General features: G+C 73.9%; 19 protein-coding genes. 7 read left to right on the top strand and 12 right to left on the bottom strand.

Annotation, left to right across the window (positions count from 1 at the left end; all coding sequences use genetic code 11):
• Window positions 1-71 precede the first annotated feature (71 nt).
• Window positions 72-959, top strand: coding sequence for a LysR family transcriptional regulator (locus EEW87_RS15630; RefSeq protein ID WP_123091306.1), 888 nt, complete (start codon window positions 72-74; stop codon window positions 957-959).
• Between the two features lie 48 nt (window positions 960-1007).
• Here EEW87_RS15630 and EEW87_RS15625 read toward each other — a convergent pair whose 3' ends face one another.
• The gene (locus tag EEW87_RS15625) at window positions 1008-2189 is read right to left on the bottom strand and encodes a cytochrome P450 (RefSeq protein ID WP_123091307.1); all 1182 of its coding nucleotides are present in this window, start codon (window positions 2187-2189) and stop codon (window positions 1008-1010) included.
• Between the two features lie 496 nt (window positions 2190-2685).
• Window positions 2686-3879, bottom strand: a complete 1194-nt coding sequence (locus EEW87_RS15620; protein WP_123091308.1) for an SGNH/GDSL hydrolase family protein — start codon at window positions 3877-3879, stop codon at window positions 2686-2688.
• Between the two features lie 89 nt (window positions 3880-3968).
• Between EEW87_RS15620 and EEW87_RS15615 the strand changes: the two genes are divergently transcribed.
• The 3 genes from EEW87_RS15615 (at window position 3969) to EEW87_RS15605 (ending at window position 7077) form a co-directional block, all read left to right on the top strand.
• The gene (locus EEW87_RS15615; RefSeq protein WP_123091570.1) at window positions 3969-5144 is read left to right on the top strand and encodes an NADH-quinone oxidoreductase subunit D; all 1176 of its coding nucleotides are present in this window, start codon (window positions 3969-3971) and stop codon (window positions 5142-5144) included.
• A 101-nt stretch (window positions 5145-5245) separates the two neighbouring features.
• A complete protein-coding gene (locus tag EEW87_RS15610; RefSeq protein WP_123091309.1) occupies window positions 5246-6154 on the top strand; it encodes a DUF6801 domain-containing protein in 909 nt (302 codons plus the stop codon).
• Between the two features lie 164 nt (window positions 6155-6318).
• Complete coding sequence (locus EEW87_RS15605; protein ID WP_123091310.1) at window positions 6319-7077, top strand: class F sortase; 759 nt, start codon at window positions 6319-6321, stop codon at window positions 7075-7077.
• 14 nt (window positions 7078-7091) lie between these two features.
• Here the strand turns inward: EEW87_RS15605 and EEW87_RS15600 are convergent, their stop codons facing one another.
• The 7 genes from EEW87_RS15600 to tilS form a co-directional block, all read right to left on the bottom strand.
• Entirely contained in the window at window positions 7092-7574 is a 483-nt protein-coding gene (locus tag EEW87_RS15600; protein ID WP_123091311.1) for a DUF3180 family protein, read from the bottom strand.
• Complete coding sequence (gene folK / locus EEW87_RS15595) at window positions 7571-8440, bottom strand: 2-amino-4-hydroxy-6-hydroxymethyldihydropteridine diphosphokinase (RefSeq protein ID WP_123091312.1); 870 nt, start codon at window positions 8438-8440, stop codon at window positions 7571-7573. Before folK ends, EEW87_RS15600 begins: the two co-directional genes overlap by 4 nt.
• A complete protein-coding gene (gene folP, locus EEW87_RS15590) occupies window positions 8433-9230 on the bottom strand; it encodes a dihydropteroate synthase (RefSeq protein ID WP_123091571.1) in 798 nt (265 codons plus the stop codon). The genes folK and folP overlap by 8 nt, the downstream gene beginning before the upstream one ends.
• Before the next feature lie 35 nt (window positions 9231-9265).
• Window positions 9266-9829, bottom strand: a complete 564-nt coding sequence (folE, locus tag EEW87_RS15585) for a GTP cyclohydrolase I FolE (protein ID WP_224767024.1) — start codon at window positions 9827-9829, stop codon at window positions 9266-9268.
• A 70-nt stretch (window positions 9830-9899) separates the two neighbouring features.
• Window positions 9900-12035 (bottom strand): ATP-dependent zinc metalloprotease FtsH, encoded by a 2136-nt coding sequence (gene ftsH, locus EEW87_RS15580; RefSeq protein ID WP_123091313.1) that lies wholly within the window; start codon window positions 12033-12035, stop codon window positions 9900-9902.
• 173 nt (window positions 12036-12208) lie between these two features.
• The gene (gene hpt, locus EEW87_RS15575; RefSeq protein ID WP_068273010.1) at window positions 12209-12760 is read right to left on the bottom strand and encodes a hypoxanthine phosphoribosyltransferase; all 552 of its coding nucleotides are present in this window, start codon (window positions 12758-12760) and stop codon (window positions 12209-12211) included.
• Between the two features lie 7 nt (window positions 12761-12767).
• Window positions 12768-13793: a tRNA lysidine(34) synthetase TilS gene (gene tilS / locus EEW87_RS15570; RefSeq protein WP_123091314.1), complete on the bottom strand. Its 1026-nt coding sequence runs from the start codon at window positions 13791-13793 to the stop codon at window positions 12768-12770.
• A 36-nt stretch (window positions 13794-13829) separates the two neighbouring features.
• On the opposite strand from tilS, the gene EEW87_RS15565 reads away from it, so the two are divergent.
• Window positions 13830-14321: a hypothetical protein gene (locus EEW87_RS15565; protein ID WP_123091315.1), complete on the top strand. Its 492-nt coding sequence runs from the start codon at window positions 13830-13832 to the stop codon at window positions 14319-14321.
• Window positions 14322-14441: 120 nt separating this feature from the next.
• On the opposite strand, the gene EEW87_RS15560 is transcribed toward EEW87_RS15565, so the two are convergent.
• Both EEW87_RS15560 and dacB read right to left on the bottom strand, forming a co-directional pair.
• Complete coding sequence (locus EEW87_RS15560; RefSeq protein WP_068273002.1) at window positions 14442-15485, bottom strand: zinc-dependent metalloprotease; 1044 nt, start codon at window positions 15483-15485, stop codon at window positions 14442-14444.
• A 42-nt stretch (window positions 15486-15527) separates the two neighbouring features.
• Entirely contained in the window at window positions 15528-16943 is a 1416-nt protein-coding gene (dacB, locus tag EEW87_RS15555; protein ID WP_163562484.1) for a D-alanyl-D-alanine carboxypeptidase/D-alanyl-D-alanine endopeptidase, read from the bottom strand.
• A gap of 84 nt (window positions 16944-17027) precedes the next feature.
• On the opposite strand from dacB, the gene EEW87_RS15550 reads away from it, so the two are divergent.
• Entirely contained in the window at window positions 17028-17648 is a 621-nt protein-coding gene (locus EEW87_RS15550) for an inorganic diphosphatase (RefSeq protein WP_123091317.1), read from the top strand.
• A 76-nt stretch (window positions 17649-17724) separates the two neighbouring features.
• Here the strand turns inward: EEW87_RS15550 and EEW87_RS15545 are convergent, their stop codons facing one another.
• Window positions 17725-18174 carry an SRPBCC family protein gene (locus EEW87_RS15545; RefSeq protein ID WP_123091318.1) on the bottom strand — a complete coding sequence of 150 codons (450 nt, stop codon included), beginning with the start codon at window positions 18172-18174 and terminating at the stop codon, window positions 17725-17727.
• Between the two features lie 46 nt (window positions 18175-18220).
• Between EEW87_RS15545 and EEW87_RS15540 the strand changes: the two genes are divergently transcribed.
• The gene (locus EEW87_RS15540; RefSeq protein ID WP_123091319.1) at window positions 18221-19147 is read left to right on the top strand and encodes an alpha/beta fold hydrolase; all 927 of its coding nucleotides are present in this window, start codon (window positions 18221-18223) and stop codon (window positions 19145-19147) included.
• Window positions 19148-19167: the final 20 nt, after the last annotated feature.

Below are 19167 nucleotides of genomic sequence, written 5' to 3'. Positions count from 1 at the left end.
GCGCGCACCGACCGTCCGCGTCCACGTGAGATGGCTGGACATGTCGTTCGCCGATCCGTGACGATCGGGTGATGGACCTGCGCCGGCTCGAGCTGCTCGTCGACCTCTCCCGCCTGGGCTCGATGCGCGCGGTGGCGCACGAGCACGCGACGACGACGTCGACCGTCTCGCAGCAGCTCGCCGCCCTCGCCCGCGACGTCGACGCGACGCTGCTCGAGCCCGACGGCCGGCGCGTGCGCCTCACGCCCGCAGGGCGCCGTCTCGCCGAGCGCGCTGTGCGCATCCTCGCCGAGGTCGAGTCGGCCCGCAGCGAGCTCGACCCGCACGCCGAGCCGACGGGCACGGTGCGGGTCGGCGGCTTCGGGTCGGCCCTGCGTCGCACCGCCCTGCCCGCCGTCGAGGCGCTGCGCGAGAGCGCACCGGGCCTGCGTTTCGAGCTCACCGAGTGCGAGCCGCCCGAGGCCTACGAGCTGCTGCTCCACGACGACCTCGACCTCGCGCTCACCTACGACTACCAGGTGGCCCCGGCGAGCGTGCCCACCCGGCTCGTCACCCACCCGCTGTGGCAGGCGCGGTGGGGGGTCGCCGTGCCCGCCGCGGACGCGCACCTCGGTCTGGCCGATCTCGGCGACCGGGCGTGGATCACCAACTCGCGCAACACCGCCGACGAGATCGCCGTCCGATTCCTCGGCGGGCTCGCCGGGATCGCCCCCCGCGTCACCCACCGCATGGACAGCCTCGACCTCGTGTGCGACCTCGTGCGCGACGGCCACGGCGTCGGGCTCGTCCCGCAGTGGTACCCGCTGCCCGCCGGCGTCGCCCTCGTCACCCTCGACCCCCCGGTGGAGATGACCGCGTACGCCGTGCACCAGGAGGGCCGGGACGTGTGGCTCCCCCTTCGCACCCTCCTCGACGCCGTCGGCGCCCCCGCACGAGCTGCTGCAGGCATCACCTCGTAGCGCCGGCAGCACCTCGTGCTGCGGCCGGGCCGACGAGGTGCTGCCAGGTCAGGCGTCGGCGAGGACGAGGCGCTCGAAGCCCCGCAGCACGAAGGTCGGGCGACGCACCGCCTCGACGACCTCGAGGCGTGGGTGGCGCCGCAGCAGCGCGCGCACCGACTGCTGCAGCTCCAGACGCGCGAGCGGCGCCCCGATGCAGAAGTGGATCCCGAGCCCGAAGGCGAGGTGCGGGTTGGGGTCGCGTCGCGGGTCGAAGCGGTCGGGCTCGGCGAAGACCGCCGGGTCGCGGTTGGCCGCGCCGAGCAGCACGTGCACGCGCTCCCCCTCGGCCACCGGCCGGCCGTCGATCTCGAGATCGGCGGTGGCCGTGCGCTCGAAGAGATGGAGCGGGCTGTCGTGCCGCAACAGCTCCTCGACGAGCAGGGCGAGAGCGGCGTCGTCCTCGACGTCGACGGCGGGCGAGCCCGCGGTGATCCACGAGTGGATGCCGTTGCTCAGCCCGTTGACGCTCGCCTCGTGGCCGGCGTTGAGCAGGAGCACGACGGTCGCGACGAGCTCGTGCCGGCTCAGCGCGTCACCGGCGTCGCGCGCCTGGACGAGATCGGTGAGCAGGTCCTCACCGGGGTGGCGGGCCCGGTGCGCGGCGAGCTCGTCGACGTACGCGGCGAAGTCCGAGGACGCCCGCAGGGCCTCCGCGCGCGCCTGCTCGCCCGGGTCGACCTCGTACATCGCGACGATGGCCTGGCTCCACGGGCGCAGCAGGTGGCGGTCGGCGTGCGGCCAGTCGAGCAGCTCGGCGATGACCGTCACGGGCAGCGGCTCGGCGACGGCCTCGACGAGGTCGAAGGGGCCCGGGCCGGCCGCGTCGACGAGCTCCTCGGCGATCGCCCGGATCCGCGGCTCGAGCCGGGCGACGTGCCCCCGCCCGAAGGCCCCGGCGACGAGGCGGCGCAGCCGCGTGTGCTTCGGCGGCTCGCTGTCGAGGATCGAGTCGGCGTGCAGCCAGTTGAAGGTCGCCCAGTCCTGCGCCGGCTCGCGGTCGCGGTAGACCCGACCCAGCCGGCGGTCGCGCAGCGCCGCGCTGACCTGCGCGTGGCCGCTCGCGACGTGAGCCTGCAGCCCCTCGTGCCAGACGAAGGGGTCGTGCGCCCGCAGCGCCGCGAGGTGCGGGTAGGGGTCGCGCAGGACCTCGGGGTCGGAGAGGTCGAGGAGCTCGCTCGGCGTCGCCATGGGGGGAGCCTGCCACGCCTCCCGCCGCCGCTCGCGACGACCCTGACGACCGGGCGAAGGGGTACCGCCGAGGTATGGAGATCGGCCGGCGCCCACCCCTTCGTGGCGACGGATTGCCATACCTCGGCGACGGACCCGGGCGAAGGGGGGCTGCCGAGGTATGGAGATCGGCCGGCGCCCACCCCTTCGTGGCGACGGATCGCCATACCTCGGCGAGGGGGCCCGGCGAAGGGGGCTGCCGAGGTATGGAGATCGGCCGGCGCCCACCCCTTCGTGGCGACGGATTGCCATACCTCGGCGAGGGGGCCCGGCGAAGGGGGCTGCCGAGGTATGGAGATCGGCCGGCGCCCACCCCTTCGTGGCGACGGATTGCCATACCTCGGCGAGGGGGCCCGGCGAAGGGGGGCTGCCGAGGTATGGAGATCGGCCGGTGCCCACCCCTTCGTGGCGACGGATTGCCATACCTCGGCGAGGGGGCCCGGCGAAGGGGGATCGCTCAGCGCGTCGTCGACGGCACCGGCAGCACCGGGCCGGGCGGGGTGAGCACGCGGGTGAGGGTCTCGGCGATGATCACCTGACCGGCCCGTCCGGGGTGCAGTGCGTCGAGGTAGACCCCCCGCGGGGCACCGACGACCGGGGGCATCGCGGCGCCGGCGTCGACGTAGGCCACCCCGTCCTCCTCGGACATCGAGCGCAGCGCCTCGCGGTACCCCGACCACGAGCGGTCGAAGAAGGCCGGCGGCGGCGCGTGCCACGAGACGAGCAGGACCGGCCCCTCGTAGCCCATCCGCCGCGAGGTCGCGACGATCGTGCGCAGGCTCTCGCGCAGCTCGTCGGGCGTCTGGCCCGCGCGGGCGTCGTTGAAGCCGAGCGGGACGACGAGCAGGTCGGGGTTCATCGACAGCGAGTCGCGGATGTACTCGACACGCTCGCTCACCGAGCGGGCGGAGATCCCCGAGTGCGACGCGTCGACGACGTGCACGCACCGGTCGCGGTCCCCGCGGAAGGGCGTGAGGTCGGTGACCGTGACGGTGCGGTCCGTGCTGAGGTTGCGCACGGTCCACGTGCGCTCGTCGAGGTCCTGGCTCTGCGAGTGCCAGACCCGGCGCTCGTCGACCGGGTCCTGGGTGACGACCCGGCGCCCCGCGAGGGTCTCCTGGCCGTCCGCGGTGATCTCGAGGTCGCCACCCGCCGGCCCGGTCCGGTAGCCGACGGCCACCTCGCTCGCGCTCACCCGCCACGAGACCGTGGCGCCCGGCCCGAGGACGAGCGCGCGCCCGCCGGGTCCGACGGTGCCGATCTCGCGCACCTGACCCGTCGTGCGGGCGTCGGGCAGGGTCGGCGCCGCGTACCACGCGGGCACGAGCGAGGTCGTGCCGTGGAAGCCGCTGGGCCCGGTCGGGCAGTCGCTCGTCGCGCCCTGCCCGCGCAGCGCGTCCTGGAGCCGCGAGACCCAGCGCACGGAGAGGTCCTCGCCGAGCCCGTAGCCCTCGCTCACGGAGTCGCCCATGACGACGACGGTGGCCGGCGCCCGGTCGGCCTCGGCGAGCGCGGTGTACCAGGGCTGCAGGACGGCGGCGTGGGCGACCGTCGCGCCCTCGCGACGCTCCGGCGGACCGGGGGCGGCGACGACGAGGGCCAGCCCGACGGCCGCGAGAGCCCCGGCGAGCAGGGCGCGGGCCGAGCTCACCGAGCCGCGGCGGGCCGGAGGTCCATGACCCGACGATAACCACGCGCCGCTCGTCCCGGCCCCCCGGCACCGGTGGCATGCTCGGCTGCATGCCCACCCCGCCGACCACCGAGCCCCGTGAGGTCACCCTCGGCGTCGGGTCCGCCGTGCACAGCACCGACATGGTGCTCAACATCGGCCCGCAGCACCCGGCGACCCACGGCGTGCTGCGCCTGCGCGTCGTGCTCGACGGCGAGCGGCTGCTGCACGCCGACCCGGTCGTCGGCTACATGCACCGCGGCGCGGAGAAGCTCTTCGAGGTCCGCGACTACCGCCAGATCACCGTGCTCGCCAACCGTCACGACTGGCTCTCCGCCTTCGGCAACGAGCTCGGCGTCGTCATGGGCGTCGAGGCGATGCTCGGCATGGAGGTGCCTGAGCGCGCGGTGTGGGCACGGACCCTGCTCGCGGAGCTCAACCGCGTGCTCAACCACCTGATGTTCCTCGGCTCCTACCCGCTCGAGCTCGGCGCGATCACGCCGATCTTCTACGCCTTCACCGAGCGCGAGGAGATCCAGGCCGTCATGGAGGAGATCTCCGGCGGGCGCATGCACTACATGTTCAACCGCGTCGGCGGTCTCAAGGAGGACCTCCCGGCCGGCTGGCTCGACCGCGTCGAGGCGGCCGTCGCCGCCGTGCGGGGCCGGCTGCCGCAGCTCGAGGGTCTCCTCGTCGGCAACGAGATCCTCCAGGCCCGCACGAAGGGGGTCGGCGTCCTCTCCCCCGAGCTCGCCTGCGCATACGGCGTCTCCGGACCCATCGCCCGGGCGAGCGGCGTCGACCTCGACCTGCGTCGTGACGCCCCGTACCTCGCGTACGGCGAGCTCTTCGCGCCCGGTGGGCCCGGCCGGGTCGTCACGCGCACCGACGGCGACTGCCTCGCGCGCCTCGAGGTGCTGCTCGAGCAGACCCACGTGAGCCTGGACCTCGCCCAGGCGTGCGTCGAGCGCCTGCGCGAGCTCCCCCCGGGGCCGGTCAACCAGCGCTTGCCCAAGGTGCTCAAGGTGCCGGAGGGCGAGCGGTACACCGCGACCGAGAACCCCCTGGGCATCAACGGCTACCACCTCGTCAGCCGCGGCGAGAAGACCCCGTGGCGGCTCAAGCTGCGCTCGGCGTCCTTCAACAACGTCCAGGTGCTCTCGCAGCTGCTGCCCGGAGAGCTCGTCGGCGACCTCGTCGCGATCCTCGGGTCGATGTTCTTCGTCGTCGGCGACGTCGACAAGTAGCCGACCGACCTCCTTCCGCCCCGGATGGTGCAGCCGGTAGGTTGTGCCCGACCGAGGGGGACGAGCAGGCGTCCGCTCGACTTCGCAGGGGAGCTCATCGCATGGCACGTCGCCACGTCCGCACGTCCGCCGGGGCCGCCGCCCTCGCCGGCATCGGCATCGCCGCCGTCGGCCTGGCCGCTCCGGCCCAGGCCGTCACCATCACCCAGGACTACGAGTGCACCTACGAGGTGCTCAACCTGGGTCAGATCGCCGGCGACCCGGACGTGAGCGTCAGCTACACCGTCGACCTGCCGACGAGCGTCGAGGAGGGCGAGCAGATTACCTCCGACGTCACCGCGGTCGTGACGATCCCCGAGTCCCGCCGCGACTCGCTGTACTCCCTGCTCAACGTCCGCGCGGTCGACGCGCCGAGCGACCCGCTCAACGCGGCCGGCGTCTCCGTGAGCGACGGCACCGACAGCGTCGACGGCGACATCGCCTTCACCTCTCCCCTCACCGACGTGCCCGCGTCCGGCGAGCTCGTCGTCACCGCGACCGGCTCGGTCTCCGTGCCCGCCCCGAGCGCCGGGACCTACGACGTCGAGGCCACCGACCTCACCGCCTTCATCCGCGGGTACGCCGACGCCGACGGCCAGTCGTACACGACGAACGTCACCCTCCGGTGCACCAACGTCTCCGAGAGCACCTCCGTCGGCACGATCGAGGTCACCGAGGCCGACTCCGAGCCGACCCCGACGACGGACGAGCCCACCACGGACGAGCCGACGACCGACGAGCCCACCACCGACGAGCCGACGAGCGAGGACCCGGACCCGACGACGAGCTCCGACCCGACGGCGACCTCGGGCAGCCCGACGAGCGTGCAGACCCCGGCCCTGGTCCAGACCGACGCGAGCCAGGGCGGGTCCGGCCAGAGCCCGGCGCTGCTCCTCGGCGGCGGTCTGCTCGCCGCGGTCGGCGGCCTCGGCCTGACCCTCACCCGCCGCCGGGCCTCCGCGCGGCACTGAGGGCACCCGCCCTCCTAGCGGCACTGAGGGCACCCGCCCGAGACGAAGGGGGCGACCACCCGGACCACCGGTGGGTCGCCCCCTTCGTGCCGGTCGCCGCCCCTGCGATACTTGACCGGTCCGTCCCCGACGCGTGACCCGCGCCGACCCCAGGAGCCCGAAGCGTGGCCCGTACACCCCGCAGCCCGCAGCACGGCGAGACCCTCGCGATCCGCGTCCTCGCGAGCCTGCTCGGCGTCGGCACCCTCGGCGCGATCGCGCTCGGCGCGTGGTGGCTGACGAGCGACGACAGCGTCGCGCCGGGCACCTACGTCGCCCCGAGCGAGATCTCCACCTCGTCGAGCACGAGCGAGCCCTCCGCGACCTCGAGCCGCACGAGCCGCCGCTCGCCCTCGTCCTCGACGACCCCCGCGCGCCGATCCACGTCGACGACGCCCCCGCCGGCCCCGTCGGCCACCGCCGCCCCGTCCGGAGACCCGACCCGCGTCACCGTCACCTCGGGCGGGCGCACCCTCGTCGACGCGTCGCTGCAGGCGACCTACCTCGACGCCGACGACGTCCTCGCACCCCCCTTCGGCACCGCGGGCTGGTACGCCGAGTCCGGGTGGCCCAAGCCCGGCCAGACCGGCGCGAGCATCCTCGTCGGCCACATCAACCACGGCAGCGAGCCCGACGTCTTCTGGAACCTCCCGCAGGTCAAGATCGGCGACCGCGTGACCGTCACCTACGGCAGCGGGCGCGAGGTGGCCTGGCGGATCACCCGCTCGTCGGCCGCGAGCAAGACCGAGGTGCCCCAAGACGACACGATCTGGGACCACGACAACCCGCGGCCGGTCCTGCGCCTCATCACGTGCGACCCGACGACCCCGCTGCAGGGCGGGCACTACGAGGGCAACTGGGTCGTCTGGGCCGACCCGGCCTGAGCGACGGGGCCGCCTCAGCGGCGTCCGGTCGACCCCTCGGCGGGGTCGGAGCGGTCCTCGTCGCGGATGCGGCACCAGCCCTGGGCGACGTGCCCGGCGACCGCGACGAGCGCACCGGCCAGGGCGGCGGCGCCGAGACGCAGCGCGAGCTCGGCGTGGCTGCCGAAGCCGAGGTCGGGCAGCAGGACGAGCGCGTGCCCGAGGTAGAGCCCGCAGACGACCGCGCCGGTGAGCGCTCCGGCCTGGGCCAGACCGAGGATCCGGGCGGCCCGCAGCGGGGCGACCGCGGTGCCCTCGCGTCGGTAGCGACGCATCGGCCAGGCGACGACGAGCAGCGCGAGGGCCATGACGACCAGGAGCGCGGCGGCCAGCCACGGCGTCTGGACGACCCGCTCCCCCGATGCCACCCACCAGCGGCTGAGCAGCCACGACACGACGGTGGTGACGAGCCCGGTGACGAGCGTCGTGCGCCAGCGCAGGCCCTCGATCATCATCATCGGCCGTCCACCGCCCGCACACCGGTCGTGTCGAGGGCGGAGACGAGCTCGGCGACGGCACGGACCTCGCCGTCGACACGCAGCCGGGCGTCGGGGTCGGCGTCGAGCCACGGCACGAGGACGAAGGCCCGCTCGTGCGCGCGGGGGTGCGGCACGGTGAGGACCGGGGCGTCGAGGCACGCCTCGTCGGCCCCGCCGGTCGTGCCGTAGGCGACGAGGTCGAGGTCGAGGGTGCGAGGCCCCCAGCGCACCTCACGGGTGCGCCCGTGGCCGGCCTCGATGCCGTGCAGGGCCGCCAGGAGCGCCCACGGCGTGAGCGAGGTCGTGCCCACCGCGACGGCGTTGACGTAGTCGGGCTGCTCCGGGCCCCCCACGGGGTCGGTCGCGTAGCTGCGGCTCACCGCGGTGAGGTCGACGTGCGCGCGCAGCGCGTCGACCGCGTCGTGGAGGGTCTGGGTCGAGTCGCCGAGGTTGCTGCCGAGGGCGACGACGACGGCGCTGCGTCGGGTGCGGCGCACCCGGACCCGCACGTCGCCGAAGGGGACGCCGACCGGCGCCTGCGGCTTGTGCACGACGACCTCGACGTCGCCGATCTCGGGGCGGAGCAGGACGTCACCGGCGATGCGCTCGGCGAGCGCCTCGATGAGGTCGAGGGGCTCGCCCTCGATGCGGGTGACGACCGCTGCGGCGATCTCGGCATAGCTCACGGTGTCGGCGAGGTCGTCGCTCGCCCCCGCGCGTGAGAGGTCGGTGCCCATGAGCACGTCGACGACGAAGTCCTGCCCGTCGCGCCGCTCGAAGTCCAGGACGCCGTGGTACCCCTTCGCCCGGACCCCGAGCAGCTCGATGACGTCACGATCAGGCACGGTGGGCCTCCAGGGCGTCGACGACGTCGAGGGCGTCGACCGAGGCGACGACGTCGTGCACGCGGACGGCCCACACGCCGGTGCGGGCGGCGAGGGCCGTCGTAACGGCGGTCGCCGTGTCGCGCTCGACGGGCGGGCGCTCGGCGCCGGCGGCGCGGCCGACCTTGCCGAGGAAGCCCTTGCGCGAGGTGCCGAGGAGCACCGGGCGGCCGAGCGCGACGACGCGCTCGAGGCCGGCGAGGAGCTCCCAGTTGTGCTCGGCGGTCTTCGCGAAGCCGATGCCGGGGTCGAGGACGAGCTGGTGCTCGCCGAGACCGGCCGCGAGGAGGACCTCGACGCGCTGCTCGAGCTCGGTGCACACCTCGCCGACGACGTCGTCGTAGCTCGCCGCCGCGTACATGTCGGTCGAGTGGCCCCGCCAGTGCATGACGACGAAGGGGATGTCGCTCCCGGCGACGACGGAGGCGATCTCGGGCTCGGCGAGCCCGCCGCTCACGTCGTTGATGACCGCGGCACCGGCCTCGACCGCAGCAGCCGCGACCCGCGTGCGCATGGTGTCGACCGAGACCGCGACGCCCTCGTCGGCGAGGCGGCGCACGACGGGCACGACGCGGCGCACCTCCTCGTCCTCGTCCGGGCGGTGCGCGCCCGGACGGGTGGACTCACCGCCCACGTCGACGAGCGTCGCGCCCTGCGCGACGAGCTCGAGCCCGTGCGCGACCGCGGCGTCCTCGTCGTACCACCGTCCCCCGTCGCTGAAGGAGTCCGGGGTGACGTTGACGATCCCCATGATCGCGGGGCGCTCGCCTCGCTGCAGGAGCACGGTCAGCGAGCCCCCATGAGCAGGGACATCGCCTCTGCACGGGTCGCGGGGTCGCGCAGCTGGCCGCGCACCGCCGAGGTGAGGGTGCGCGCACCCGGCTTGCGCACGCCGCGCATCGACATGCACAGGTGCTCGGCCTCGACGACGACGATGACGCCGGTGACGTCGAGGCACTCGACGAGCGCGTCGGCGACCTGCGAGGTGAGGCGCTCCTGCACCTGGGGGCGGCGCGCGTAGACGTCGACGAGCCGGGCGAGCTTGGACAGCCCGGTCACCTGGCCGCTGCGCCCGGGGACGTACCCGACGTGGGCGACCCCGTGGAAGGGCACGAGGTGGTGCTCGCACGTCGAGTACAGCGGGATGTCACGGACCATGACGAGCTCGTCGTGGTCGATGTCGAAGGTCGTCGCGAGGATCTCGGCCGGGTCCTGGTGCAGCCCGGCGAAGGTCTCCGCGTAGGCCCGGGCGACCCGCGCGGGGGTCTCGAGGAGCCCCTCGCGGTCGGGGTCCTCCCCGACCGCGATGAGGATCTCGCGCACCGCGGCCTCGATCCGCGGCAGGTCCATCGCCGCGGCGACCGGGCCGGTGCCCGCCCCGGCCTCGAGGGCCTCGGCCTCGTGCTGGCTCATCGTCACCTCAGTGACGGCCGTCGGGGTCGACCTGGCCGCCGTCGGGCACCTCGCGGACCTCGGCCGCCGGGTGCTCCTCCGGGTAGGGGGTAGCCCCCTCCTCCGCCGCCTTGTCGATGGCGGCCGCCGTGCCCGGGTCGCCCGGCTGGGCGCCGACACCGGCCGGCGGGGCGCCGGTCGGGCTCGGGGCCGGTGCCGAGCCGTTCGAGCGGGCCGCGAGTGCGGCCTCCTCGGCGGGCGTGAGGACCGGGGGCTTGTCGGAGATCGTGCGGTTCTCCGCGGAGAGCCACGTGGGGCGGCGCGGGCGCTTGCGCACGTCGGCGAAGACCGCCGCGATCTCCTTCGGGCCGAGCGACTCGTGCTCGAGCAGCTCGAGGACGAGACGGTCGAGGACGTCGCGGTTGTCGTTGATCGCGTGCCAGGCCTCGTCGTGGGCGGCCTCGATGAAGCGGCGCACCTCGTCGTCGACGACGCTCGCGATCTCCTCCGAGTAGTCGCGCTGGTGACCCATGTCGCGGCCGAGGAAGACCTCGCCCTGGCTCTGGCCGAGCTTGACCGCACCGATGCGCTCGCTCATGCCGAACTCCGTGACCATCTTGCGGGCCATCGCGGTGGCCTTCTCGATGTCGTTGGCCGCGCCGGTCGTCGGGTCGTGGAAGATGATCTCCTCCGCGACGCGGCCGCCGAGCGCGTAGGCGAGCTGGTCGAGGATCTCGTTGCGTGACGTCGAGTACTTGTCGTCGGTCGGCAGCACCATCGTGTAGCCGAGCGCGCGACCGCGGGGCAGGATCGTCACCTTCGCGACGGGGTCGGTGTGGTTCATCGCCGCGGCGACGAGCGCGTGACCGCCCTCGTGGTACGCGGTGACCTTGCGCTCCTGGGCGCTCATGATCCGGGTGCGCTTCTGCGGACCGGCGATGACGCGGTCGATCGCCTCGTCGAGGACGTGGTCGTCGATGAACTGACCGCCCCCTCGGGCGGTGAGCAGCGCCGCCTCGTTGAGCACGTTGGCCAGGTCGGCGCCGGTCATGCCGGGGGTGCGACGGGCGACGGCGAGCAGGTCGACGTCGGGGGCCATGGGCTTGCCGGCCGAGTGCACCTCGAGGATGCGGTGGCGGCCGATCATGTCGGGGTTCTCGACCCCGATCTGGCGGTCGAAGCGGCCCGGTCGCAGCAACGCCGGGTCGAGGATGTCGGGGCGGTTGGTCGCCGCGATGAGGATGACGTTGGTCTTGACGTCGAAGCCGTCCATCTCGACGAGCAGCTGGTTGAGCGTCTGCTCGCGCTCGTCGTGACCGCCGCCGAGACCCGCACCGCGGTGGCGACCCACGGCGTCGATCTCGTCGACGAAGACGATGGCGGGCGCGTTGGTCTTGGCCTGCTCGAAGAGGTCGCGCACGCGCGAGGCACCGACACCGACGAACATCTCGACGAAGTCCGAGCCGGAGATCGAGTAGAAGGGCACGCCCGCCTCGCCAGCGACGGCGCGCGCGAGGAGGGTCTTGCCGGTACCGGGCTGGCCGTAGAGCAGCACGCCCTTGGGGATCTTCGCGCCGACCGCGAGGAACTTGCTCGGCTCCTTGAGGAACTCGACGATCTCGTGCAGCTCCTCGACGGCCTCGTCGGCACCGGCGACGTCGGAGAAGGTGACCTTCGGCGCCTCCTTGCTCGCGAGCTTGGCCTTGGACTTGCCGAACTGCATGACGCGGTTGCCGCCCTGGGCCTGGCTCATCATGAACCAGAAGAGGCCGACGAGCAGGAGCAGCGGCAGCAGCGAGAAGAGCAGCGAGCCCCAGATGCTCGGCTCCTCGATCGTGTCGTTGATCGTGCCCGGGACCTTCTCGTCGACGAGGGTCACCATGTGCTCGGCGCGCGCCTCGACGAACTCCGTCTCGACCTGCTTGGCGTCCGTGACCGCGTCGCCGTCGGAGTAGGTCTGCCCGTCCTTGAGGTCGAGCTGGAGGGTGTTGTCGCTCGTGAAGTGCGCCTCCTGCACCTTGCCGTCGTCGATGAGCTTCTCGGCGGCGGAGGTGTCGATGCGGGCGTAGTCACCCCCGCTGCCCAGCTGGAAGACGAGCATGAAGATGACGAGCAGTGCGAGCGCCCAGAAGAGCGGGGCGCGGAAGAGCTTCTTGGCGTTCATGCGGCTTCGGGTCTGCCCGATCTTCCTGGTCGACGACGGCCGCCCCTCGGGCGACAGGATCAAGAGACGAAACTACCCGACCACGTGGTCAGGATCCGTCCCACCTCCAGGGCCAACGCGCGGGCCGACGGGGGTGTTCCCCACCCCCTCGCGCCGTCCCCCTTCGCGGGAGGTCAGCTGTAGACGTGCGGCGCGAGGGTGGCGACCTCGCGCAGGCCGCGGTAGCCCTCGGCGTAGTCGAGGCCGTAGCCGACGACGAACTCGTTGGGGATGTCGAAGCCGACCCAGCGGGTCTCGACCTCGACCTTCGCGGCGTCGGGCTTGCGCAGCAGCGTGAGGACCTCGACCGACGCGGGCGAGCGCGAGAGGAGGTTGGTGCGGATCCACGACAGCGTCAGGCCCGAGTCGATGATGTCCTCGACGATGAGCACGTGCTTGCCGGTGATGTCGGCGTCGAGGTCCTTGAGGATCCGCACGACGCCCGAGGACTTCGTGCCGGAGCCGTAGGAGCTCACCGCCATCCAGTCCATCGGCGCGGAGCCGGGCAGGTGGCGCATGAAGTCGGCCATGACCATGACCGCCCCCTTGAGCACCCCGACGAGGAGGAGGTCTTCGCCCTCGTAGTGCTCCCAGACCTCCTGGGCCAGCTCGGCCAGGCGCTCCTGGATCTGCTCCTCGGTGCACAGCACCCGTACGAGATCGGCCTCGATGCTCTTGGCGTCCACGGGGCTATCAGACCAGACCTGCACCGGTGATGGACAGCCGGGCCTGCCGACCGGTGCCCACCCGGGTGACCTCGACCCCCGGCAGGTGCAGCGGGCCACGACCGCGCGGCACGGTGACGAGGGCGTCGACCGCGGCCAGATGAGCGGCGGAGAGGTCGCCCGGGCGGGCGCCGCCGGCGAGCAGGAGCCGGCGCAGGACGCGGGTGCGCAGGGCCGTCGGCAGGACGGCGAGGTCGGCGGTGCACGGCTCGGCGACGGCGGCGAAGGGGGCGGACGCCTCGTCGGCGAGCGCGTCGAGGTGGTCGGCGTCGGCGCGCAGGAGGTCGGCGGTGCGGGCGAGTGCCTCGGGCAGACCGGGCCCGAGGTCCTCGGCGAGGGTCGCGAGGACCGCGCGCGCCCGGGAGCGGGCGAAGGCGGGGTCGACGTTCGTCGGGTCGTGCCAGGGGTCGAGGCCGGCGGCGGCGCAGGCCGCGCGGGTCGTCGCCCGGTCGACGTGCAGGAGCGGGCGGGCGAAGGGGACGCCCCCTCGGGTCGTCGTCACGGGCATGCCGGCGAGGGAGCGGGCGCCGGAGCCGCGCAGGAGCCCCAGGAGGACCTGCTCGGCCTGGTCGTCGCGGGTGTGGCCGAGGAGCACGAGGGCGGCGCCGAGGTCGCCGGCCGCGGCGGCGAGCGCGGCGTAGCGGGCCTCGCGGGCGTCGGCCTCGGGGCCGGCACCGGTGCTGACGACGCGGACCCGGCGCACGTCGACGACCTCGTGGGCGCGGCCGTCGGGGGTGCGCATCGCCCGGCACTGCTCGGCGGCACGCTCGGCGACCTCGGCCGACCCGGGCTGCAGGTCGTGGTCGACGACGACGACGCCGGTGCGGGTGGGTCCCCCTTCGTGCAGGAGGGCGTGGGCGAGGGCGAGGGAGTCCGCTCCCCCGCTGACGGCCGCGAGGACGAGGGGGTCCGACCCTTCGGTAGCGTCGTGACCGGCCACGCAGGTGCGCACCGCGCGTCGGAGCGCTGCCTGCGCCGGATGTCCTGCTGCCACCGCCCCATGATGACCCGTCACAGTGAAGGCCTGCCGATGCGCGTCCGCTCCCCCTTCGTCCTCGTCCTCGCCGCCGTCGCCCTCGCGGGCTGCGGCACGGACGACCCGGCCCCCGCCGCGACGGGCTCGTCGAGCAGCAGCTCGACGTCGCCGACCTCGGCGTCGAGCAGCTCGGCCCCCACGGCCGAGGAGGACCACGACCACGAGCAGGAGGGCGAGGACGGCCACGAGCACGAGGCCGACGACCACCTCGACGTCGCGTGCGAGGCGGAGCTGTCGCAGATGCAGGGCGAGGAGGGCTCGGGGCAGGTGCTGTCGGCCTCGGTCGAGCCCGACCTCACCTGCGCGCAGGCGGTGCCCGTGGTGACCGCGATCAACGCGCTGCACCCCGTCGGCGAGGCCCCCGCGACGCTCACGGCGCAGGGCTTCGAGTGCGAGGTCGAGCAGGACGACCCCGACGGGATGCAGGTCGAGGTCTTCCGCTGCACCGACGACCGCGGTGTCGTCGTCTGGGCCCGCACCGCCTGATCCCACCGCCTCAGCTTTCCCGCCCAGGGCGGGAAAGCTCGACCTCGGGAAAGAAATGTTCCTTCCCGAGGTCGAATGTTCCCGCCCTGGGCGGGAAAGTGGCGACAGGGGCGAAGGGGGTCAGCCGTGGACGCGGCGGACCCAGGCCCCGGGGTCGGTGATCTCGGCGGCGCGCGGGAGGGTGTCGGGCGAGGTCCAGATCGCGTTGAAGCCCTCGACGCCGACGCGCTCCTGCACCCCCCGCACGAAGGCTGCGCCGTCGCGGTACTGGCGCATCTTGGCCTCGAGCCCGAGCAGCCGGCGCAGGACGCGGTCGACCGACCCGGCGCCCTGTCGGCGCACGTCGAACTTGCGGCGGATCTCCTCGACGCTCGGCACGTGCTCCGGGCCCACGTCGTCCATGACGACGTCGGCATGCCCCTCGAGCAAGGACATCACCGCGGTGAGCTCGGCCATCTCGGCCCGCTGCTCCGGGGTGGCGAAGACGTCGGTCAGCCCCGCGCCGTCCCCGCGGAAGGCGCGCGGCAGCTCCTTGGCGAGCTGCTCCAGGCGGGTGCGCACCGAGTCGACGTCGGGCACCATGTCGCTCGCCAGCGCCTGAGCACGCTGGACGACGTGGTCGCGCAGCCACGGCACGGCCGTGAACTGCACCCGGTGGGTCTCCTCGTGCAGGCACACCCAGAAGCGGAAGTCGGTCGGGTCGACGCCGAGCTCGCGCTCGGTGTGGACGAGGTTCGGGGCGACGAGCAGCAGCGACGGGGTGCCGCCCGGCGCGAGGTCGTACTGGCCGAGGACCTTCGTGCTGAGGAAGGCGAGCAGCCCGCCCGCCTCGGCACCGGTGACCTTGCTGCCGATCGCCTGCGCGACCGGGCCCGGCGCCTGCTTCTGCCGGGCGCTGATCCGGGCGACGACGGGGTCGAGCATCGCCGACATGGAGTCCGCGTTGACCGCGATCCACGTGGGGCGGTCGACGACGACGGGCGGCGGGGCGTCACCGGGCGCGCGCAGCCGGGATGTCTCGGCCACCGGCTCGACCGCCCGGGCGGCCAGCGAGCGGATCTGCTCGACGATCTCGACGGCCTCGGCCGCGGAGACGTCGGGCCCGGAGGGCGCGAGGCGGGCCCCCGTGCTCGTCGCGAAGCTCCAGTCGACGTACTGGGTCATCAGTGGCCCTTCCGTGGTGGGGACGTGGCGGTGCCGCGTCGGTCAGCGGCACCCGCACGTCGTGAGGGTGCCGACGATCTCGTCCAACACCGCGCGGGCCCCGAGAGTTCCCGTCGTGCTCGGCACCTGGTCGGCGAGCAGGACGTAGGTGAGCACGCGGCCGTCGGCGGTCGTCGTCGTCCCGGCGAGACCGGACACCCCGGTGAGGGTGCCGGTCTTGGCCCGCGCGACGCCGACGGCGGGCACGGCCTCGGGCTCGGTGAAGCGCTCGTGCAGCGTGCCGGTGAAGCCGGCGACGGGCAGGCCGAGGAGCACGCCGCGCAGGCTCTTCGCGCTGCCGGTGATGCCCAGCTGCATGACCTCGCTGATCGTGTCGGCCGGCACCCGCTGACCGCGGCTCAGCCCGGAGGCGTCGAGCAGCCGCGTGCCGGACATGTCGACGCCGGCGTCGGTGAGGGTCGAGCGCACCCACCGCGCGACGTCCTTCGCGTCACCGCTGCGCGCGCCGTCGGCGAGCGCCGCCTGACGGGTGAGGTTCTCGGTGAGGGCGTTGTCGCTGCTCGACAGCGCCTCGGCGAGCACCTCGCCGAGCGGCGCCGACTCGACCGAGCCGAGCTCCGTGGCGCCCTCGGGCGCGGCCGTGCGCCAGGTCGACGCGCTGTCGTCGACGCGCACGTCGAGACCGGCGCGCGTCAGCTCGGCGCGCAGCGCGGAGAGGGCGGAGCGCTCGGGGTAACGGGGCGAGGGCTGGTAGGGCTCGGGGCGCTCCCCCGCCAGGCCGATCATCGTCACGGCCTGGGTGAAGCCGTTCGTCACGTCGGTCGGGTCCCACGTCGAGGGGACGCGAGGTCCGGCCGCGTAGGTCGCGTCGAGGCGAAGGGTGAGCCGCTCCCCCTTCGCCTCCGGGCCGAGCGAGCGGGCGACCTGACGGGCGAGGTCGCGCATGCCGGCGCGGCCCTCGACCGCGGTCGGGTCGCCGGCCCCCTTCGCGATCATCGTGTCGCCCCCGGCGACGAGGACGACCTCGTCGGCCGAGGCGCCGGTGACGACGCGGGTCGTCATCGTGCTCGACAGGTCGCTGGTCTCGGCGACGGCAGCGCCGGCGAGGATCTTCTGCGTCGAGGCGGGCACCATCGGCGCGCTGCCCCGGTGGTCGTAGAGCACCTCGCCGGTGAGCGCGTCGCGGACGACGACGCCGGCGCGGCGGCCCAGCCAGGCGTCCTCCACGAGGGGGTCGAGCTCGCGGGCCAGCGTGCCCGCCGACGGGCGGGGGGCCTTCGTCGAGGCGGCAGGGGCGACCGCGCCCACCGGGCCGGGCTGCGGGCCGGGGGTGATCTGGGCCACGTCGGCGGCCACGTCACGGGTGAGCACACCGGGCACGACGTCGGCCACATCGGCTGCGCCGTAGGCGATCGCGCCGACGACGACGGCGCTGGCGGCCGCAGCGAGTCGGCGCACGTGGACTCCCCCCTGGTGCCGGAGCGGTCGGTGATGGTGGAAACTGATCCCCGAGCCTAGGTCATCCACGTGAAGGGGCAGTTCATGGAGTTCGACGTCACCATCGAGATCCCGAAGGGTCATCGCAACAAGTACGAGGTCGACCACGAGACCGGTCGCATCCGTCTCGACCGCCTCCTCTTCACCGCGATGTCCTACCCGAGCGACTACGGGTACATCGAGGACAGCCTCGGCGAGGACGGCGACCCGCTCGACGCGCTCGTGCTCCTCGACGAGCCCACGTGGCCCGGCTGCCTCGTGCGCGCGCGGCCGATCGGCATGTTCCACATGCGTGACGAGGCCGGCGGCGACGACAAGATCCTGTGCATCCCCGCGGGCGACCCGCGCAAGGACCACATCAAGGAGCTCGAGGACATCTCCGAGTTCGACCGCCTCGAGATCCAGCACTTCTTCGAGACCTACAAGGACCTCGAGCCCGGGAAGTCCGTCGAGGGCGCCCACTGGGCCGGCCGCGTCGAGGCCGAGGCGACGATCGACGAGGCCATCCAGCGTGCGACCGACGCCGGCATGAGCACCGCGCGCTGGAAGGCGCCCTTCAGCGCCGCCGCGCACAGCGTCGCCCGCTCCGAGGAGGACCACGCGGTCGCCTCGCAGCGTGCGCGCGAGGAGCTCGCGACGAAGGACAAGCCGCTCTCCGACGACTGAGACGCCGCCGCGGGACGACGAAGGGGTGCCGACCAGCTGGTCGGCACCCCTTCGTGCGTCCGCCGTCGGGCCGCCCTCAGGCGGCGAGGTACTCGCCCAGGCCCTGCCGACCGCCGCGCATCATCGCGTCGTGGTTGGCCCGGATGGCCCGGACCCCGAGCAGGGGCACGGCGGCGACGAGCTTGAAGAAGGGGTGAGCGATCGAGACCTCCTGCGTGTACGCCACCCGGCACCCGCCGGGGATGGCCGCGACGTGCCACTGACTCCACCCGCGCAGGTCGCCCTGCACGCGCACGCGGAGCAGGCCGATCTCGGGCAGCTCGGCCTCGCGGGTGATCGTCATGCGCAGGCTGATGGGGATGCGCGAGCACACGCGCAGCTGCCCGTGCTCGGAGTCGACGCGCTCGACCTCCTTCACCTGGGGCCACCACCGCATGTACGAGTCGACGTCGGCGAGCACGCGCAGGACCTCGTCGGCGGGGTGGTCCATCTCCCAGGCGTCGGTGAAGGCCAGGCGGGAGATCATGAGGGCAAGGGTGCCTCACGGGAAGGCCCATCTGTACGTTGAGCGGGTGCGCTACTTCTCCCGCGACGGGCTGACCTTCGACCTCGACGACTCCGCCGGCGACGACGCCGCTGCCGTGACCGACGGCCAGGAGGTCGTCGTCCTGCTCCACGGCTGGCCGCAGGACCGCCGTGCCTGGCGGGGCATCACGCCGGCGCTCGTCGAGGCCGGCCTGCGCGTGCTCGCCCCTGACCTGCGCGGATACTCCCCCGGCGCTCGTCCGCCCCGGGCCTCCGACTACGTCATCGGCGAGTCCGTCGCCGACGTCATCGCCCTCGCCGACGCGGTGGGCGCGCAGCGCGTGCACGTCGTCGGTCACGACTGGGGCGGCGCGCTCGCGTGGACCGTCGCCTCGCGACACCCCGACCGCGTGGCCAGCCTCACGGTGCTCTCGACGCCGCACCCGGCCGCGATGGCGTGGGCCTTCAAGCACGGCGACCAGGCCCGGCGCAGCGCCTACATGGCCTTCTTCGCGCTGCCCGTCGTGCCGGCCGCCCTCTTCCGCCGGCTCACCCGGCCCTTCCTCGTGCGCACCGGCCTCCCGCAGGACCTCGCGCAGCAGTACGCCGACCGGATGGCCCAGCCGGGCGCGGCGCAGGCGAGCCTCAACTGGTACCGCGCCGCGCTGCCCCTCAAGCACATGGTCGCCGAGCGAGTCCGCGGGTCGAAGAGCCCGGCTCGCCCCGAGCGCGTGCGCACCGCCGCCGACGTCGTCCCCACGACCTTCGTCTGGGGCACGCGCGACGCGGCGCTCGGGCGGGCGGCCGCGGAGCGCACCGGCGTCGTCGTGCGCCGGGCCGCGGAGAAGGCCGGCGTCGACCCCGGCGCGGCGTACCGCTTCGTCGAGGTGAGCGCCGGGCACTGGCTGCCCGAGAAGCGCCCGCAGGAGGTCACCGAGGCGATCCTGTCGCGGGTGCGCTCGGTCTCGTCCTGACGACCCCTTGTCAGGCCCTG

Origin of the sequence: Janibacter melonis (assembly GCF_003721155.3) — a bacterium.
Taxonomy (GTDB): Bacteria; Actinomycetota; Actinomycetes; order Actinomycetales; family Dermatophilaceae; genus Marihabitans; species Marihabitans melonis.
This window is presented reverse-complemented; position numbering and strand designations above follow the sequence as displayed.